The organism is Bacillota bacterium (assembly GCA_024653485.1).
Lineage (GTDB): Bacteria > Bacillota > SHA-98 > UBA4971 > UBA4971 > UBA6256.
Map to the genome: position 1 here is coordinate 1 of JANLFY010000024.1, position 19,588 is coordinate 19,588.

The window sequence follows — 19,588 nt, forward strand, 5'->3', positions numbered from 1 at the left end:
TTTCTCAGTCCAGATGAATGTGTTTTGGGGTGACAAAATCACAGTCCGTTGACACACACGTTCAGCCGTCTCAGCCGTCAGGGCCGCCCAGCCAAGCTGACCTGCCGGCCCCCATTGTCCTCACCTCGCCGTCCCCGCCGCTCATGCTCAGTGCACCATGGCGTTCCTGTTCCCCAGCGACTTCCTGAAATGGCACGCCACGAAGTGGCTGTCCCCGACGTCGACGAACGCGGGGTCTTCGGCGGCACAGATGTCCTGTGCGTACCTGCACCTCGTGTGGAACCTGCACCCGCTCGGCGGGTTGATGGGGCTCGGCACGTCGCCCTCGAGGATTATGCGCTGCTTCTTCTTGGTTGGGTCAGGTATCGGCACCGCCGATAGCAGCGCCTCCGTGTACGGGTGTTGCGGGTTGTTGTACAGCTCGTGCTTCGCCGCGAGCTCCACTATCTTCCCGAGGTACATCACGGCGACTCTATCGGATATGTGCTTCACCACGCTCAGGTCGTGCGCTATGAAGAGGTACGTGAGCCCGAACTCACGCTGGAGGTCCTGCAAGAGGTTGATGACCTGCGCCTGGATGGACACGTCCAGGGCGGACACGGGCTCGTCACATATGATCAGCTTCGGGTTGACGGCGAGCGCCCGCGCCACGCCTATCCTCTGTCGCTGCCCGCCCGAGAACTCGTGAGGATATCTCTTCGCGTGAAGCTGCGAGAGGCCGACGACCTCGAGCAGCTCGCGCACCCTCTTCTCCCTCTCCTTTCCCCGGGCTATCCTATGGATCTCCATGGGCTCCCCGATGATGTCTCCCACGGTCATCCTGGGGTTGAGCGACGCGTACGGGTCCTGGAAGATTATCTGCATGTCCTTGCGCAGCTCGCGCATTTCTTCGCGCCCCAGTTTGAGGACGTTCTTGCCCTCAAAGACTATCTCCCCCGACGTCGCTTCTATCAGCCTCAGGATGAGTCTTCCCGTCGTCGACTTGCCGCACCCGCTTTCGCCGACCAGCCCCAGGGTCTCGCCGCGGTTTATGTGGAAGCTCACCCCGTCAACTGCTTTCACGGAGCCGACTTTCTTGGAGACGACGATCCCTTTCGTTATCGGAAAGTGTTTCACCAGGTCCTTTACCTCAAGAAGCACCTCTCCCATGACGCCCCACTTCCTCCTCGAGTTCTCACATTGTAGGCGGGTTCCTCTAGTTCTTATGGTAGCCGAGGAACTTCCAGCATCTGACCTGGTGCCCGTCCTCGACGTCAACTAGCTCAGGCTCTTCCTCCTTGCAGATGTCCCGAGCGAAGCTGCACCTCGGATGGAACCTGCATCCCGGCGGCATGCTGAACGGATTGGGTACTACTCCCTCGATGACCTGCAGCCTCTCGCGATCCTCGTTCACCTTTGGAATGGACCCCAGAAGGCCCAGCGTGTACGGGTGCTCGGGTTCCTTGAAGATCCTCACCACGTCCGCGCTCTCGACTATCTTGCCGGCATACATCACTACGACCTTGTTCACTGTCTCGGCTATGACCCCGAGGTCGTGGGTGATGAGCATGATGGCCGTGCCTAGATCCTGCTTGAGTTTGAGCATGAGGTCGAGGATCTGCGCCTGGATGGTCACGTCGAGCGCCGTCGTGGGCTCATCAGCTATGAGGAGCCTCGGGTTGCATGACAGCGCCATGGCTATCATGACCCTCTGACGCATCCCACCGCTCATCTGGTGCGGATACTCGTCCACTCGCTTCTCCGCTGACGGAATGCCCACCAGTTTCAGCATTTCTATTGTCTTCGCGCGGGCCTCTCTCTTTCCTACCTTCTGGTGGAGCATGATCGCCTCCATGATCTGGTCGCCTATGGTAAACACAGGGTTGAGGCTGGTCATGGGCTCCTGGAATATCATCGAGATCTCATTCCCTCGGATGTGCCTCATCTCAGCCTCTGTCTTCTCAAGTATGTTCTCTCCCTCGAAGATGATCTCGCCGTCGATTATCTTCCCGGGCGGATTCGGGATGAGCCGCATCACCGAGAGAGACGTCACGCTCTTGCCACACCCGCTCTCCCCCACGATGCCGATGGTCTCGCCTTTCTCGACCGAGAACGATACGCCGTCCACAGCCGGAACGACCCCGTCTTCCGTGTAGAAATACGTCTTGAGATCTCTTACCTCCAGAAGCGTCTCGCCCATGGTCAAGCAACTCCTCCCTACACCCTGCGGTTCTGAAACTTCCATCGCTTTCGTGATGAGTTTTCTACTCAGGACTCCCGTTTCCTGCTTTTGCACCCCAGCGCATTGCGCTTCATTGCGATTCGTTGTGTTGCAGGCCACGCCGCCCGTCGCCGCGCAGCCCGGCCTCGCCGGAGACCACGCGGCGCCACGAGGCATCAAGCGGCAAGGACCGGCAGCCGCCAGGATACAGCATCTAGCGCGCTCAGCCCATGACCAGTTCCAGCTTATCGTTGGGAATCCTTCCGGGTATCCTGCCTCTCTTGGCTATGGGCCTCCCGGCGACCTCCTTGAGGTCGAGGGTCATGTCGATGGGCGGCGCCTGTGAGATGAAGCTCCCTACGCCGAAAGCGTGTGCCCCGGCCGCGGCAAGCTCGCGTATCTTGTCGGGATACAAGCCTCCTGACACGAGGATCCTCACGTGTCCGTACCCTGCCTGGTCAAGGCGGGCTCGGACCTCAGCCACCAGATCCGGCGTCACCCCGCCGCGCTCACCCGGGGTATCCAGGCGGACTCCGGCGAGGTGTTTCCCCAGCGCCTCCGCGACCCGAAGAGCCTCCTCGGCCTCGTCTTTGAAGGTGTCCACGAGGATGATCCTCGCAGCGTCAGGCGGCATCAGCTCGTCGTATGCCTTTGCCACCTCGACCGTGTCCCCCACGATGAGAAAGACAGCGTGCGGCACCGTCCCCGACGGCTCCCTTCCCAGGAGTTTGGCCGCAAGGATGCAGCTCGCTCCATCGACGCCCCCGATCACGGCCGCCCGCTCCATGACGGGCGCGACCGCCGGGTGGACGTGCCTCGCGCCGAAACATATGACCTGCCTTCCGCCAGCCGCCTCTTTCACCTGGCGGGCGGCGGTGGCCCACCCGCTGGAGCTCGCAAGAAACCCCAGGATGGGGGTCTCGAACATGCCGAACTCCTCATACGGACCCTCTATTCGCATCACGACGTCTTTGGGGGAGAATTCCTCTCCCTCCGGGACCGACCACACCTTCACCTGCTTGCCTTCAAGGAGGTGAAGCACCTCGCCGACGCCTGCGAATATGCCGGACTTGCGGGGGAAGATCTCGCCGACCACCGGCACCCGCCCGAGGTTCAGCTTGTCCAGGATCTCGCGCGTCTTCACAAAGTAGATGTCTGTAGTGAGGCCCCGGCGGATCTCGTCGTGCTGCGCTGAATGGAACCGCGCCTTGGGATCCACTCGTACGGCTCGGACGTCGCCCAGGGTGCGGATCTCGCCGGTCTCCGCTCGAGTGTTCGAGACAGGCGCACGGCCAATCGCGTTCTCGGGCATTGCAGGGTCTTCTCCTTTCGTCATCTCCACGTCGTCGAATGGGCGAGTTGCCGCCACACGCCCTACCCGAGCTTTCGCCCCAAGATACTCGGGCTCGATTCCTATGAGCCGTCGTCGCCCCGGCCGCAAGAGGCCAGGGCCGGCACGCGACCACATGCAAGCGGCCCCAACTCAAGCAAGATTATACCACGCATACCCTCCAAATGGAACGGGCTAGCTGCGGCGCGTAGGCACACGGTCTCTGTCCCTCGCTCTCTCAGCTGTGCCCCCCAGCGCCGACCAGCACCCGTGGTACACCTGGACGTACCTCTCGTAAAGTCCGAGGACCTTCTTCACGTACTCCCGAGTCTCAGGAAACGGGATATCGTCTATCTCGTCGATTCGCCCCGTCCAGCGCGCCGTATCCAGCCACTTGCGGACGTTTCCCCGCCCTGCGTTGTACGCGGCGAGCACGAGCACTCTGTCCCCTCCAAACTCGCGCTCTAGCGACGCGAGGTACCAAGTCCCGATGCGGACGTTCACCTTTGGGTCGTCCAACATCTCAGGGTGAAACTGGCTCAGACCGAGCTCGCCTGCCACCCACCTGCCTGTATCAGGCATCACCTGCATGAGGCCACGCGCGCCCTTCTCAGACACGACGCTCGGCCTGAACCTGCTCTCCACTCTCATGAGCGCCGTCACGAGGAACGGATCCACGTTGTGTTCGGCGCAGTACTGCGTCACTATGTCTTTGTAGGGAGTCGGATAGGCCCTCTCCAAGTACCACCTTGAATGCAAGAAGAGATACACGCCAAGGAGCGCACAGGACAAGGCGAGCGTCCATCGCGCCGCTCGGCGCACACTCAATACGACCACGGCCTCACCATCCCCGGGGTTGCGGTCCGTTACTATTCGATATACATCGCGGTGGCGTTCTATTCGCGCGGCTTCGGGCCCGGAACCGAACGATCCTCTCGTCAGGGAGCAAGCCCGCGCGTGTCCGCGGCGAGCCGGCAAAGGATGTCCTCCACTTGCCGAGCGACGTCTTCGGTCCCGCGTGAGTTGTCGACCACGAAGTCAGCCCTTCGCAGTCCGTCTTCGAGGCGCGCTTGCGCCTTCACACGATCGAGGGCTTCCCGGCGCGAAAGCCCGTCCCGTGCCACGATCCTCTCCACACGCACAGCCTCTGGGGCGGTCACGAAGATGACCCGGTCGACCAGGGCGTCGAGGCCCGCTTCGTACAGCACAGCGGCGTCCACCACGACGAATGAGTGGCCGCGGGCGGCCGCCTCCCGGACCTCTGTCTCGGTGGCTTCGCGGAGCCGGGGAAACATGATCCCATTCAAGCGGGCAAGGGCTTCAGGGTCGCTGAAGACGAGCCAGCCCAAGGCGCGGCGGTCGAGAGTGCCGTCATCACGGCGGAACTTTGGTCCAAACTCCCGGATGATCGCCTCGAGCGCGGGCTCGCCAGGCTCAACGAGGGCGCGGGCTACGCGATCCACATCGACAACGAACGCCCCCCGCCGCGCAAGCTCCGACGCGACGAGGCTCTTACCGCTCCCAATGCCCCCTGTCAGCCCGATGATCACCGCCACAGCCCCCACGCATGTCACCTGCGTGCGATTACGCCCCGGGGCAGGCTCTCCCGACCCAGAGCAACGCCGCACGATGAGGAGAGATTCGAGGAGGATTCCCGAATTCCTGCCTGGGGCAGTTTGAGATCACATGAGCCTCATGAGGCCCAGCAGGATGAGGAGACCACCCGGCACCTTCTCGAGCCCCGGCGCAACGGCGCTTGTCTTGACCCTTCGTCCGAGCGAGATGCCCGCGCTCACGAAGACGGTCTGGGTGACGCAGGCGACGAGAGGCGTCAGGGCGGTCGGCAGCCCAGCCATCCCGGCCCCAAACCCCACTGTTAGGGCGTCCAGCGCTAAAGCGAGACCAAGGAGAAGCGCTTCCAACGACGTGATTGTGCCGGAGGAGTCGAGATCCGCGCGCGCGGGCTCCTCAAGGACGGCGGTCACGAAGACGAGCGGCTCGGCGACTCGGCCGCGCCACCCGGACGGCGTGCGCGTCCTCGCGCGGCGGGCGTCGAGCGCGGCGGGCGCGCTCCCGGGCGCGCGCCTCCGAAAGAGGGTCCAGGCGCCCAGCGCCATCAGGGTGACCCCGCCTATCAGTCTGCCCGCGACCGGAGTGAGGAATCCCGATATCGCGCGCCCACACCCTACCGATACGAACACCACCGCCGCGGACACGACGTTCATCGCGACGAGCGACCCAAACGGCACTCTTATGCCGCGCAGACCTTCGGCCACCCCCGCAGCGAACCCGTCAATGCTCACCGCAACCGCGAACAGCAGAACCGCCAGCACTTGCCCATCTCTCCCCCGCCGCATCCTCGGACCGCATCGTCGCGGTCCTGATTGACACGATACGGCGTGCGGGGAGCGTAGGTGCAGGTACACGGAGAAAGGCCCCGGGACCAGCGCCCGGGGCCTCTTCGTCACGTCTAGACCGTCACCCGATCTTAGAACGGGATTGTGATGGTCAGCTTGTAGAGGTCGTGGTCGGCGTTCCCAGCCGGATCAGCCGTGGAGATCCACTCCCACGGACGGCCATCGTCGAGGTCGTCGTCGCACTCGTCGTTCAGGCCGCTCGCGCCGTAGCTCAGCTTGATGGTGCTGTCGCCCAGCTTCACGGTGTAGGCCGCGTCCAGAGCGCCCTTGAACTCGCCACCCTGCGACTTATATGCATAGCCGACCTCGAAGGTGCTGTTCGCAGACACAGCGTACGTGAGCTTGTTGTAGAGCGTTGTGGCGTAGTCGCAGTGCGAAACGCTGGTCTCATTGCTCTTGCCTACGAGAACAGCGATCTTGTCCGAGAGGACATCGTTCACGACGATGTTCGCGTCAGCGTACCCAACATAGGTCGTCTCAGCGTCAGGCGAGTTGAGCCACACGCCCCTCGCGAGCCCCGCGACCGTCGCGTCGACCTGCTTCACGCCCGCGGTCACCAGGCTCTGCTTCGCCTCGGCGTACACCTCGCCGTCGAAGCGGGTATGGCTGCCCACAACCGTGTCATCGTCGATGAAGTCGTACTCGCCAGACTCGTACGCCGCGCTGCCCTTTACGAGCACTCCCTCGATGGGCTTGGCCTCGACTGATCCGTCGAGCTTGAAGCCGGAGCCCTCAAGGGACCCGAGGTTCGCGCCCATCCACTGCGCGCCGCCGTTCACGGTCACGATCTCGACCGGCTTGTACTCGACCTTGCCGTAGACATTCTTCCTGTAGTCATCCGCGTAGGCACCGCTATCCACCAGGAACGCCTGATAGGAGCCGCCCACCGTCACCTTAACCGGCTGGGCCGGGCTGAACTCGGCGCTTCCGGACAGCTTGTTGTAATCATTGTTGTCCACGGTGCCGTCGTAGTTGACGCGATAGTCGTTGCCGAGCGTCAGCTTGACAGCCTGGCCGGCGATGTTCACGTTGGTGACGGCCTGGCCCTGGATCTGACGGCGGCCCTTGAACAGATCGACGTCACTCTCGTCCGCGTCATAGTCCACCGCGACCGCCTGGAACGTGGGATCCACGGCGCGCACGTTGCCGCTCAGCGTGACATTGCCCAGCGCGATGCCCGCGAGGTTCAGCTCGAACGCGTAGACGCGCTTGTCCCATGTGTCCGCTCCGTACTCCTTCTCCAGGTCGGCAGCGAACGCCGCCGTGAAGGTCGCGCCTTCGGAGATCTGGAGAGGCCCGGTGATGTCGCCCGCGACGTTCACCACTGCAGCCTCAGCGTCCGCGCCCTTCGCGGCCACTACCGCGCCGATGGTGTACCCACCGGGGAGGCCATAGGTCGCCCGGCCGAACGCGTACCTCGGATTCCCGGGCCCATCTTCATCTTCCATCGAGATGGCGTATCCCGTGAAGTTGATTCCGAACGGCTGGCCAGCGACCTTGAGAGTCGCACGGTCGCCGTCGCCGATCGTAGCAACCAAGCCAAGCGGGTCGCCGAAGCCTGCGAAGGCGTAGTCGCCCTCAGTGGCGTCCGTCAGGCTGAGCGTGAAGGGCGTGCCCTTGAAGACGAACAGGTAATTGTCATCAGGGTTCTGGTCCACCTCAAGCTCGATCGCCTTGTACAGCCGGAGCGGGATGTGAGCCGACATCGTCTCGCCCTCGGCGAAGTCGATGTTGAGGTAGAGCGTGGACATCTCCAAGAGGTCAACCCCTAGAGGATCATTGTCCGGACCGTCCGAGTAGATGACCCCGCCATCATATACGACCTTGCCCACGTACTGGCCGCCCACGCTGATGGTCGCGCCCATGGCGGGAGCGGACAGGGCAGCCACTAGGAGAACAGCGAGGACTATTCCTAGGCTTTTCCTCATTTTCTTTCCCCCTTATCGGTTACTCTATGTCTCTTGTTGAGACCCGGGGGAAGCCTTGTGTCATGAGTCACCTTGTTTCCTCACGACCTCGTGCGTTCCCCGAGGATCTCTGCTGCGTCATCTGCTTCGGCTTGTGCTGCGACGAAGCTGCGTCGTGTGCATGCGTATTCATTCACTTAGCCGCGTAGCTAACCTTCGGGGTTTCACCTCCTTTCCGTCTACGTGGCTAAACTTGGTTACTTGCGCGTAGTCCAGAAACATGATTTCTTTTCCATACTATACGGGACCTGCGGATATGTCAATGATTTCTTAAGGCCCCATCACGCCCCTATTATTCTACGCGATGGCAAATTCTCCTTCTGCACTTCGGGGTGTATTCAAACATTTGTTGCCCCGACTTCGCGGAGATCGAGCCAGTTGGGCCCGGCTTTGAGGTCCACCTTGAGCGGTACGTCGAGTGCCACCGCACTCTCCATCGCCTCCCTCGCCAGCGCCGATACCTCGCCGAGTTCGGCCTCGGGCACCTCGAAGACGAGCTCGTCATGGACCTGGAGGACCATCTTGCTTGCGAGGCCGCGCTTCCGAAGCTCCCGGTGGACGGTGACCATGGCCAGCTTGATGATGTCAGCCGCAGTGCCCTGGATAGGCGTGTTCATCGCGGTTCTCTCCGCGAACTTCCTCGCCGGCACGTTCCTGCTGTTGAGGTCCGGCAGGTAGCGGCGCCTGTTCAAGAGGGTCGTGACGTAGCCCACCCGCCGCGCCGCCTCCACCACATCGTCCATGTACCTCTTCACACCACGGTAGTGGCGGAAATACGTCGTTATGAAGAGCGCGGCTTCCTTCCTGGAGATCCCCAGCCCCTTGGCCAGGCCGAAATCGCTGATACCATACACTATGCCGAAGTTCACGGCCTTGGCCCTGCTGCGCATCTCAGGGGTGACGTCGCGGATGTCCACCCCGAAGACCGAAGCCGCAGTGCGCGCGTGAATGTCTTCGTCCCGCCTGAACGACGCGACGAGCTCCTCGTCCCGCGAGAAGTGCGCGAGCACTCTCAGCTCGATCTGTGAGTAGTCCGCGCTCAGCATCAGCCTATTCGCCCCGCCGGGAACGAAGACCGCCCTGATGCGCCGTCCCTCCTCCTTTCGAACGGGGATGTTCTGAAGATTGGGATCGCTGCTCGAAAGCCTGCCCGTCGCCGTCACCGTCTGGTTGAAGGTCGTGTGTATGCGTCCCGTGGTAGGGTTGATAAGGGACGCCAGGGCGTCGGCGTACGTCCCTTTCAGCTTTGCGATCTCCCTGTACTCCACCAGCTTCGCGGCTATGCGGTGGCGCGATGAGAGCTCCTCCAGCACCTCTGCGTCTGTGGAGTATCCGGTCTTGGTCTTCTTCACCGCGGGCAAGCCCAGTTTCTCGAAGAGAATGTGTCCGAGCTGCCTTGGGGAGTTGATGTTGAACTCCTCCCCGGCTAGCTCGTATATCTCCCGCTCCAGCTCGGCCATGCGAAAGGCCATGTCTCGAGACAGGCGTCGTAGACCCTCCGGGTCCACGGCTACGCCGGCCATCTCCATCTCCGCCAGCACCGTCACGAGCGGCATCTCCACGGAACAGAACAGCTTTTGCATTCCGAAGTCCATGAGCTTCTTCGTGAGGCCCTCACGGAGGCGCGGCAGCCGGACGAGGCCTGCGCACACCGCGTCCCTCACTGCGTCGGGCTCGGCCTCGGCGACCGTCCTCGGCAGCCCCCCGCGCCCCGTGCGCGAAAAGAGCGCCTCGACTGGCCAAACGTCCTCCCCGAGTTCTTCGCGGATAACGTGCGTAAGGTCGCTCTTGCGCTCCGGGCTGACGAGGTAGGCCCCTATCATGGTGTCGAAATACAGGCCCTCGAGCCGAACCCCCCTCCTGAAGAGGTGGATCGTCTTGGGCTTCGCGTCATGACAAACCTTGGAGATCCGGTCGTCCTCGAAGACGGGCCTGAGGATATCGAGGACCGCCCTCTCATCGAAGGCCGGCGCTCCCAGGCACGAGTGGCCACAAGGCACGTAGAAAGCCCTCCCATCGGGGATGGCGAACGCCATGCCCACGATGCCCGAGCGCATCGGATCCGGGTCCGCCGCGACCAGGTCGAAAACGAAGTCCTTCGCATCCGCAAGATCGCGCGCGAGCGATCTGACACCGTCAAGGTCCGCCACTGTCACCGGGCCGCCCCTGTCGGACGCGCTCGCTCCGACGCCTCCGCCGGCACTCGACCGCCGCGCCTCATCGTCCGCCGCCTCAGCGTCCTCTTCGCAAGCCAAGTGTCCGGCGGCCTCGCCGAGCCTTCCCGCTCCCAGCTCCTCCTCACGGAAGAGGCTCTGCGCGCCGGGCGAGCCTGTCCGCGCCACCGCTCCGGTCTTCCCAGGCGATCCGGCGCGCCCCCTTGCCGCCGCCGAACTTGCCCTGGCCTCCGCGGGCATCTTGGACTCGAGCCTTCGGAGGAGGCTACGAAACTCGAGGCGCTCAAATAGCTCCGCAAGCTTCTCATAGTCGGGCCCTTCCAGTCGGCACATCTCCAGCTCGAAGCGGATGGGCACGTTTCGATCGATCACCGAGAGCTTCCTCGAAAGCCGAGCCTGCTCCGCGTGTTCGCGAATGAGGTCGCGGGCCCGGGCGGGCTCGATTGCGTCTATGTTCCGAAGAATCTCCTCGACGCCGCCCATCCCCTGGATGAGCTTGACGGCAGTCTTCTCGCCGATGCCCGGCACTCCCGGAATGTTGTCGGAGGCATCCCCGGCTAGGCCTTTGAGGTCCGGCACCTGCGAGGGATGGACGCCGAAGCGCTCTCTCACCGCGGCCTCGTCGAACACCTCCATCTCGCTTATGCCCCTCTTCGTGATGAGAGCCCGAGTGAGCGGCGAGACGAGCTGGAGCGTGTCCCTGTCCCCGGTGACGATGAGCGATTCGCATCCCGCCTCCTCGGCCATCCTCGTTACCGTCCCGATGATGTCGTCGGCCTCGTAGCCGTCGATCTCGAGGACCGGGACGCGGAACGCCTCCACGAGCTCCTTGACGAGGGGCATCTGGGACGCGAGCTCGTCGGGCATGCCCTTGCGCGTGGCTTTGTACCCTTCGAACTCCAGGTGGCGAAACGTTGGCGCTGCCTTGTCGAAAGCCACTGCGAGGAAGTCCGGCCTCTCCTCTTCGACAAGACGCAGGAGCATGTTGGCGAAGCCGTACACGGCGTTCGTCCGCTCGCCCGCTTTCGTGCTGAGGTCGGCCTGGATCGCGTAGAACGCCCTGTTCGCGAGGCTGTTGCCGTCGATGATGACCAGCTTCTTGCGTGCCATGCTCAATGCCTCCGCGCCTCTTGACGGCCCGTGCCGGCCCGGATTAGTATGCGCCCCCGGAGCGGGCGTCATCAGTTTCTTCCTCATATTCCGTGGGATTCCTGCAAGAAGGACGAGAAAAGGGCGTGGACCCCGAGGGTAAGGCGGGGGCTCTGCCCCTCGGAGAGGCGAAGGCCCCCCGGGAAAAGCGGAGGCTCTCCGGGAGAAGCGAACGGCGTGATCCTGCACCAGCGGCCATCAGACGCTAGCGGCGCTCGAGAGGCTCGCGAGAGGGCTCATCCGAGGCGGAACGGTTGGCGGTGATTTGACGCGGCGTAAGTGCACGCGCTCTGAGAAGTGAAGGGTCAATGGGAGCGGCCGTCCACATCCACAGAGGGCGGAGAGTGAATGGAGCGGAGGGAGCTGGAGCGGATGGAGCCGCCACGGGACACCGGGATGAGGGATTAGGGATTAGGGACTAGGGACTACGGATGAGGGCGGGGCACAGCCAGCATCCCCGGCAGCGGCCGGCAGCGGGCGGTCGCCCTCGAGCAGGACGCCCGCCCGCCGAACCACGGAGTCTATCGTCGGCAGTGCCCGTCAAGCGCGGCCATGACGCATGAAGGCAGCGTCATGCCGAGATCCCGGGCGAGAGGCTCAAAGCGACGTTCATGCGACCGGCCTTGCAGGCTAGAGGTCGAGTATGCGGCCGAGCAGGTATTGGGCGACCTCTATCTCGCCATACGTCTTCGCGAGTTTCCAGTCCTGGCTGAGCACGGCCGTGACGAGGTCGGGCGAGATACCGAGCTCCGCCGATAGCGCCTCCGCGAGCCTCTTCTTCGCGAGATCGCCCAGGCCGGCCCAGTCTTGGTTGACCAGGCTGGTAGCCTCTTCTTCGGTGAGACCTCGCTCGACCAGCCTCTGAATCAGTCTGGGCTGCAAACCTTCCTTGACCGAGTTCCAGTCGCCGCGCGCCAGGGCCTCCACGTCCGGTGCGGTGAGCGTGCCCTTCGAGAGGATGCTCACTTTGGCGGTCAAATCGTCCTTCGTGACCAGGCCGCGTGCCTTGATGAACTTCGGCTCGCCCGCCGCATCGGCGACCACGTACACGTCATCTCCGCGCAAGAGCTTGTCCAGGCTGGTGGCAACGGTGTTCCTGTATATCCTCGTGTCCAGCCCGCACGTGATGACCTGCTCCGTATTCCCTGGCGTGGTCACCTTGATCGTGCCCTCGCGCGTGTCCACGCTCGCCAGCTTGCCCTCGGTTATCTTGAGGTCGACGAGGGACTTCACCATCCACGCCGTCTCTGCCCTCGTCGTGGCCGCGTCGGGCTCAAACACCACTCCGAAGTGAATCGGGAGGATGCCGAGCGCGTGCGCTGTCTCAACGGCCCTGAAGGCCCAGTGGTCGGGCGTGACATCCGTGAAGCTGGGCTCGGGCTCTTCCAGGGAGTCCATCTTCTCAGCGAGCTTCGCGACCCTCACCAGCATAGCCACCATTTCGGCACGGGTGATGTGCCTCTCCGGCTTGAACGTGCCGTCCGGGTAGCCAGAGACGATGCCGGCTTCGGCGAGGGCTGTCACGTAAGCCTTGGCCCAGCTGTCTTTGATGTCATCGAACCTGGGCTCGCCCGTCGGACGGATGGCGAAAGCCCTCGCCACCATCTTGGAGAACTCCGCGCGCGTCACCGGATTCTCGGGTTTGAACGTGCCGTCGGGGTATCCCGAGATGATCCCCTCATCCACCAGGGACACTATGGCGTCGTGCGCCCACGAAAGCTCGACGTCCTTCAGGCGCGAAGCCGCGTTTCCCACTGACGCGAGCGTGGGTGCCGCGGCCGCGGCAAGCACCGAGGATGCCAGGATTGCCCCAAGCACCGCTGCGGTGATCGCAACGCACCTCGTAATCGCGACGAATCCATCCCGTTCGTGCCTCAAGGATGAATCCCCTCCTCACATGAGCGGTCCTACGACGAATACGTGGGACAAGCGGACCCAACCACCCAACCGGACCCAACGCCACCCTCTCGTCGCCCTCGAGCCATCCGTGAATCGCCCGGAAGCTGCCTGCGAAACCTGCTCGTGGTCGCCGAGGCCGGCGCTTGCGGACCGGTGCCTGCGGACCCGAGACGGTGGGGAGCTGGCGGATGGGCGTCCATCCCATTGACCTGCTATCGTGCAGATTCAACGCTACGTGCGCCATACCTCTATGTAATTGCTGGAGCTTACGGGAGTCTGCGCCGCTTCCGGCTGACTTTGTCACACCCCAGCTGCGTCCGCCGCGCCCCCTCGCTCGAGTAGTCCTCAGCGCTCGACCAGGTTCGCTCGGGAGGCTCATCCGGACTCATCCGGACTCATGCGGTCTTGTCTGGGCTTGTCTAGGCTTGTCTGGGCTCATTCGAGCCCCTCTGGGCTCGTCTGAGCTCGCCTGGGCTCTTTTGGGCTCGTATGGGCTCGTCTGGGCTCGTCCAAGCCCATCCGGACTCATCAGGACGGCCGACGCAGCCGCTACTCAAGGAGCAGGCGCGAGTAGGGGTTGCGAATCCACTGGACCTGGGTTGCGGATTCGGAAGGCCACGGAGGCTCCGCTGGTTCCGCTGGTTCGGGCGCGGGCTTCGGCGTCGATTCCGGCGGGGGTTCAGAGGGTGGCGACGCCGCTTCCGTATCCGATTTGACGGAAGGCGGGCGCGTCGAGATCACGAGCGAGAGAGCGTCCGGGTCCCAGTCCACGTCAAGCGTGACGAACACCCGTCGCAGCTCAACAACGGACACGTATGCTCTTCCAGACACTACCACACAGGACACGGGAAGCCCGCCGACCGCGGCGACGCGGCTCGCCTGGTCCCAGTGAACGTAGCATTTCAGCGCGTCGGCCATCGGGCGCACAGCCACGAGAAGGTTCCCCGAGGCGTCCAATCGCGCGGCATCCGCGGGAAGCCGGCGGCCGTCTATCTCGATCGTTGGCTTCCAGGGTACCGGCTGTGGCCTGCCGCTGGCTTCCGCCAATATCGCCTTCAGGGCGCTTTCGTCCACATAGGGCGCGGCCTGAGGGAGCGCCGCCGCGAGCTCGGCGAGAGCGCGCTCGAGAGTGTTGGCGCCGCGCCCGTAGATGTCCTTGTGGACCGTGATGACCGCCCCCGCGGACCCCGGCCACACGGCACCCGGGCGGATCTCGATGGTCCGGTACACGAATTCCACCTGCGTCCCCAGGGGGACGATGTCGTAGAGCTCCCTCGCATCTTCATCACGCATCCGGATGCACCCCAGGCTAACCGCCTTGCCGATGGAGGCCGGGTTGTTCGTCCCATGGATCCCGTATCCGGGCCAGCTCAGTCCCATCCACCGCGACCCGATTGGGTTCTTGGGTCCCGGGGGCACTGGAGGGCGTCCATCAGGGGGGAACCACGTTGGATTCTTGGCCTTCTGAACGATTGTGCAGACTCCGGTGCGGCTGGGCGACACCGCCTTCCCCACAGCTATGGGATATTCCTTCACGAGATGGTCGCCGCGGAGCAAGGCAAGTCGGTACGCCGGGATATTGATCACTATCCTGTATCGTCCCGGAGTCGATCCGCGGTCCAGTGCACCCGGCCCCTGCGGTCCGGTCGGCACGCGTGCCTCCGCGTCCGCAGGACCTTGCGCCTCATTGGGCGACGAGCGAGTGGCCTCCGCGCCTCCCCCGTCCGCGACTTGACCCGAGTAGTCCGCTCCGGTTCCGCAGTCGGCGGCCACCTGGGCCGAAGCCTGGGTAGGGGCCGAGGCTGATGCCGAGGCGTCAAGCCCGGGAAACCCTGCTCCAACAGAGAACAGAAAAGGCGCGAAGCCAAGCGCCACCCATAGCCACACCAAACATGTCCTCCGACGCACCCGACAAGTCCCTCCTACTTGCCCGTTCCACCGCCATGGCGAACCCTCGCCCACGTTATCGGCTACAGTATATTCGCGGGGACTCATGCGTAGACCGCGAACGATCCGAGGGCGAAGACGAGATGGCGAGCGCCCGATGCCTTGTGGGGATGAGACTTATGAGAGCGGAAACTCGCATGGGCAAGAGCTAGGGGTCAGAAGGCCAGCGAGCGGGCGGACCGGCGGCAAGATCCAGCGGGCCGGGGGAGGGAGCAAGAGGAGGGGGCGACGCGGGGCCAACGCGGCGCGAAAGCCTGGCCCCACCACGAAGGTGAAGCCAGGCCTCCATGCGTTCTCTCGTCAGTTCCAGCCTCTCGCGGAGCCGGCCGCGTACGTTACGCCTTGGCTCGCTTTCAGAGCACCTTCTCGTCCAGCGGCTTCTCGAGCAGCGCGACGATGAGCTTGACGGCATTCTCCATGTCAGAGAGGTCTGCCATTTCGGAAGGCGTGTGCAGATACCTCGCAGGAATCGAAATCGCCCCGGATGGAACGCCCTCCCTCGTGAGATGAATTGGCCCTGTGTCGGTGCCGCCTCGCTCGAGCACCTCGAGCTGGTATGGGATACCCTTCTCCTTAGCCGTCTCCACCATCAACCGGCGGACGCGCGGGTGGGCTATGACCGACGAGTCTTTCACCTTTATCGCCGGACCCTTGCCGAGGCTGACCTCCATCGGGTGCGCCTCCGGCGTGTCCCCGGTCGCGGTTACGTCGACGGCTATGCCGACGTCCGGGTTCACGCCATACGCCGCCGCTTTCGCGCCACGTGTGCCGACTTCTTCCTGCACGGAGAAAACCACGTACACCTGGTTGGGGATGTCCCGACCCTTGAGCTCCCTCAATACCTGCACGAGTACGGCGCACCCTGACCGATCGTCGAGGGACTTCGCGATGATGCGCCCAGAGCCGTCTACGCGCGCGTCTCTCTGGAAGGCAGCGATGTCGCCCACGGACACTTTCTCTCTAGCGGCCTTCTCGTCAGTCGCCCCTATGTCTATGAACATCTTGGAGACCTTCAGCTCCTTGATGTCATCCAGCTTCTCGGTGCCGAAGGTCCCAACGGTGCCGTTCTCGAAAACGACCCTTTCCCCCAGGAACACGTAGGGCGAGATCCCCCCGATGTTCGAGAACCTCACGAACCCCTTCTCATCGATGTGGGTCGCGATGACTCCGATCTCGTCCATGTGGGCCGCGAGCAACACGCGCGGCCCCGTGCCCCTCCTCGCCACAATGAGGTTTCCGAGGGCGTCCACCTCTGCCTCGTCGGCAAGGCCTTCCACCTCTCTTCGGAGGACCTCACGCACGGGGCCCTCGTTGCCTGCCGGGCCGTACGCTTCGAGCAGCCTTTTCAGAAGTTCCTTCAACACGGCAGCCCCCTCTCGTCGATGCTGTCCAGAAACGCCCCCACAAGGGCGAGCGTGTGCTCGTAGTCCTGCTTGTCGATGATCGAGACCGGCGAGTGGATGTAGCGCGTGGGGACGGACACCACCGCAGCCGGAATACCCTCGCGGATGAGATGAATCCTGCCGGCATCGGTGCCGCCCACCGCGAGCTCTCTCATCTGAAATGGGATACCCCTCGCACCCGCCACCTCCATCAAGCGCCGGACGATCCTCATGTCCGCGATGAGACTCGCGTCAGTGTGCGTCAGAGCAGGACCCTTGCCTAGGGATGTGGAATACAAGTGCTTCTTTGAACCCGGAACGTCCGACGCGGTCGTGCCCTCGAGCGCGACAGCGAGATCGGGCTGGAGCGCATACGCCGCAACCTGCGCTCCGCGCGCTCCGACCTCCTCCTGCACGGTAAACACGGCTTGAAGCGTGAAGTTCCACCTTCGGTCCCTCGCGAGGAGCTCGGCGATGACGGCGCACCCCGCCCGGTCGTCGAAAGCCTTGGCCTTGGCGCGTCCGGACCCGATCTCCGCGTACTGCGTCGCGAAGATGACGCCGTCACCGAGCTTCACAAGCTTCTCGGCTTCATCCTTGTCCTTCGCCCCGATGTCTATGTACATGCCCTCCAGTTCGAACGGCTTCTCGGCCTCATCATGCTTCTGGAGATGGATGGGCTTTGCCCCGATGACCCCCGGAACGCGGTCCTTGCCGACCAAGACCTGCTTGGACACGAGAACGCGTGGATCGACGCCGCCCACAGGGTAGAATCGCAGCACACCGGACTTCTCGATGTACGTGATCATAAGCCCTATCTCGTCCATATGGGCGGCGAGCATGACCTTGGGAGCGTCCTTCGAAGCGCCTCGCTTGATGGCGATGAGGTTGCCGATGGAGTCAGTCTCGACCTCATCACAGTGCGGGCGAACATAGTCCCGCAGGACGCCACGGACCTCGTGTTCCTGCCCGGACACGCCGAAAGCCTCGGCGAGGGCCTTTAGAAGCATGTCAATCCCTCCACGAACTTCTTGTCGAGTCGCACGACGAACTCCGCCAATAGCCTGCCCGCCTTCTTGATGTCTGCGAGCGACACGGTCTCCACGGCGGTGTGCATGTAGCGAAGGGGAATGGAAATGAGGGCCGTCGGAATGCCGCCGCGAGTGACCTGAATCGCGAAAGCGTCGGTGCCTCCTGGATGCGGGCTGGGCTCCACCTGCACGTCGATGTCGAGATCGTCCGCGATCTCTTTGAGCCTGGCGAAGATGGCCGGGTGTACCTGCGGCCCGAAAGCTATCGCCGGGCCCTTGCCGAGAGCGAGCGTGTCGTGTTCGGGCACACCGAGCATGTCGCCGTGCCCGACGTCTATTGCGATGCCGATATCGGGGACTATGCCGTATGTACTCGTAATGGCGCCGCGCACTCCAACCTCCTCTTGGACTGTCGCCACGCAATACAAGTCCGCATGATGGCGAGCGTCCTCAAGCACCTTCAAGCACTCGAACATCACTGCAACGCCCGCCCTATCGTCCATGGCCTTGCCGGCCATCAGTTGGCCTTTGAGGCGCGCCGGCACCGTGGCGAATGTGGCGGTGTCGCCCACCTCTACGAGCTCGCGCGCATCCTCGGCGGTTAGGCCTACATCGATGAAGAGGTCCTCCCACTTCACAGACTTCTTCCGCTCGTCAGGCTCCTGCACGTGGGGTGGCTTCGCCCCCACGACCCCAGGGAGATCGCGCTTTCCGTGCACGACCACCTCGAGACCGGGGAGGATCCGCCTGTCGATACCGCCTACTTGGGTTACGCGCAGACATCCTTCTTCTTCGATCTTGGTGACCATCAGGCCGATCTCGTCCATGTGGGCGGCCAGCATCACCCGAGGATGCGGAGCGCGCCCCATGCCCCTCTTGAGCACGATGAGGTTCCCGAGGGCGTCATGGCGGGCTTCATCGAAGAGCCCGGACATATGAGCCCTTGCGGTCTCTGCAACCTCTCGCTCGTGACCCGAGACGCCTGCCTCAGAGATTAGGCCGGCCAGAAAGTCAGCCAGATCCCGTGTCGCCATCATCACTCCTCCAATCCTCCAGCAGCCGATCCTCCGGCAGTCCTGGTGCAACCCTCCAGCAACTCTTCGGCTGGAGAGTCGCAGACCGCTCATGGCAGCCGGTCATGGTAGCCGAGCCAGTCTCGCCCGGCGCCCGAACCTTCCCTCCTCCGGCGGGCCTCCGGCGAACAAACATCCGATGCCGCCGAGGAACTCACATCCCGCATCGCCAACGGGGGCTTCACACCACGTGGCGCCGACGGGGCATTGGCACTAATACCGAGCTAGACACCCATGGCTAGCCCTTCCAGCCATTCCTTGTTCGCCAGCGAAAGCGCAATTCCTGCCGCGAGCGGCAGAATTCGGCCGGAGGTTTACGAATTTCGTAGCGGTTGGACTGCGTTCGAGCACGCACGATTAGTGTGCTTCCAGAGTGTGAGCAGCATTCCGCGTCATCTGCCCCACGGGGCGGTTGTGTGCCTGCGCTGAAACGCGGATCGGGCTAACTCAGGGGCCCGGTGGCGCGATCTCGGTAGGTCCGCGTTCGTGAGGGCATGCGGGCTTCACGCGGGCTTTGCGAACGGGAGTGCGTTTCCGCTCGCACGACAGGGCCACGTCCGCGCGCGAAAGCACCGTCCGGAGGCGAGGCGCGTCCCGCGCCACGATGACGGTCATGGCCGCGAAAAGGATCATGATCGTCGCAAGCGGGGTCATGAACGTCAGGAGCGGAGTCATGAGCGTCGGAAGCGGGGTCACAAGCGTCAGGGGCGGAGTCAGGATCGCCACGAGCCGAGTCAGGATCGCCACGAGCGGAGTCATCATCGCGTCGGTAGTGCGCTGGAGAGCTGAAGAAGAGCCGGGCAAAGGGGAATCGGACAGTCCGACGGACGAAACGAGGAAGCCATGGTTCCTGAGGAGCCCGGTGGGATGAAAGAGCGGGCGGCAGGGCGGACCATCGGAAAGCTGCAGCCGGGTGGCGCAGGGTACTTGTAGGTGTATGTGGGGTCAACGAAGAAGAGAGACTGCGGTTAGTGTAAAGTTAGAGTAGGCGAAGTAGGGGAATCTGGGAGGGATGAAGA

The 19,588-nt window shown here is 63.5% G+C and carries 14 protein-coding genes; 1 reads left to right on the forward strand and 13 read right to left on the reverse strand.

Going from position 1 to position 19,588, the window contains the following annotated elements; translation table 11 throughout:
- Window positions 1-147 precede the first annotated feature (147 nt).
- From NUW12_12770 to NUW12_12830, 13 genes are all read right to left on the reverse strand, one after another.
- Window positions 148-1,149, reverse strand: coding sequence for a dipeptide ABC transporter ATP-binding protein (locus NUW12_12770; protein MCR4403615.1), 1,002 nt, complete (start codon window positions 1,147-1,149; stop codon window positions 148-150).
- Window positions 1,150-1,195: 46 nt separating this feature from the next.
- Entirely contained in the window at window positions 1,196-2,179 is a 984-nt protein-coding gene (locus NUW12_12775; protein MCR4403616.1) for an ABC transporter ATP-binding protein, read from the reverse strand.
- Window positions 2,180-2,423: 244 nt separating this feature from the next.
- On the reverse strand, window positions 2,424-3,512 hold the full coding sequence (locus NUW12_12780; GenBank protein MCR4403617.1) for a nicotinate phosphoribosyltransferase: 1,089 nt from the start codon (window positions 3,510-3,512) through the stop codon (window positions 2,424-2,426).
- A 213-nt stretch (window positions 3,513-3,725) separates the two neighbouring features.
- Window positions 3,726-4,367, reverse strand: a complete 642-nt coding sequence (locus NUW12_12785; GenBank protein MCR4403618.1) for a lytic transglycosylase domain-containing protein — start codon at window positions 4,365-4,367, stop codon at window positions 3,726-3,728.
- Between the two features lie 101 nt (window positions 4,368-4,468).
- The gene (gene coaE / locus NUW12_12790) at window positions 4,469-5,080 is read right to left on the reverse strand and encodes a dephospho-CoA kinase (GenBank protein MCR4403619.1); all 612 of its coding nucleotides are present in this window, start codon (window positions 5,078-5,080) and stop codon (window positions 4,469-4,471) included.
- 132 nt (window positions 5,081-5,212) lie between these two features.
- Entirely contained in the window at window positions 5,213-5,863 is a 651-nt protein-coding gene (gene ytaF / locus NUW12_12795) for a sporulation membrane protein YtaF (GenBank protein MCR4403620.1), read from the reverse strand.
- A gap of 155 nt (window positions 5,864-6,018) precedes the next feature.
- Window positions 6,019-7,875 (reverse strand): hypothetical protein, encoded by a 1,857-nt coding sequence (locus NUW12_12800; protein MCR4403621.1) that lies wholly within the window; start codon window positions 7,873-7,875, stop codon window positions 6,019-6,021.
- A 377-nt stretch (window positions 7,876-8,252) separates the two neighbouring features.
- A complete protein-coding gene (gene polA, locus NUW12_12805; GenBank protein MCR4403622.1) occupies window positions 8,253-11,198 on the reverse strand; it encodes a DNA polymerase I in 2,946 nt (981 codons plus the stop codon).
- A gap of 669 nt (window positions 11,199-11,867) precedes the next feature.
- Window positions 11,868-13,115: an S-layer homology domain-containing protein gene (locus tag NUW12_12810; GenBank protein ID MCR4403623.1), complete on the reverse strand. Its 1,248-nt coding sequence runs from the start codon at window positions 13,113-13,115 to the stop codon at window positions 11,868-11,870.
- Between the two features lie 570 nt (window positions 13,116-13,685).
- The gene (locus NUW12_12815) at window positions 13,686-15,044 is read right to left on the reverse strand and encodes a L,D-transpeptidase family protein (protein ID MCR4403624.1); all 1,359 of its coding nucleotides are present in this window, start codon (window positions 15,042-15,044) and stop codon (window positions 13,686-13,688) included.
- Between the two features lie 392 nt (window positions 15,045-15,436).
- Window positions 15,437-16,444, reverse strand: a complete 1,008-nt coding sequence (locus NUW12_12820) for a M42 family metallopeptidase (protein MCR4403625.1) — start codon at window positions 16,442-16,444, stop codon at window positions 15,437-15,439.
- Window positions 16,441-17,475 (reverse strand): M42 family metallopeptidase, encoded by a 1,035-nt coding sequence (locus NUW12_12825; protein ID MCR4403626.1) that lies wholly within the window; start codon window positions 17,473-17,475, stop codon window positions 16,441-16,443. Before NUW12_12825 ends, NUW12_12820 begins: the two co-directional genes overlap by 4 nt.
- Window positions 17,466-18,533 (reverse strand): M42 family metallopeptidase, encoded by a 1,068-nt coding sequence (locus NUW12_12830; GenBank protein MCR4403627.1) that lies wholly within the window; start codon window positions 18,531-18,533, stop codon window positions 17,466-17,468. Before NUW12_12830 ends, NUW12_12825 begins: the two co-directional genes overlap by 10 nt.
- 649 nt (window positions 18,534-19,182) lie before the next feature.
- On the opposite strand from NUW12_12830, the gene NUW12_12835 reads away from it, so the two are divergent.
- Complete coding sequence (locus NUW12_12835; protein ID MCR4403628.1) at window positions 19,183-19,440, forward strand: hypothetical protein; 258 nt, start codon at window positions 19,183-19,185, stop codon at window positions 19,438-19,440.
- Window positions 19,441-19,588: the final 148 nt, after the last annotated feature.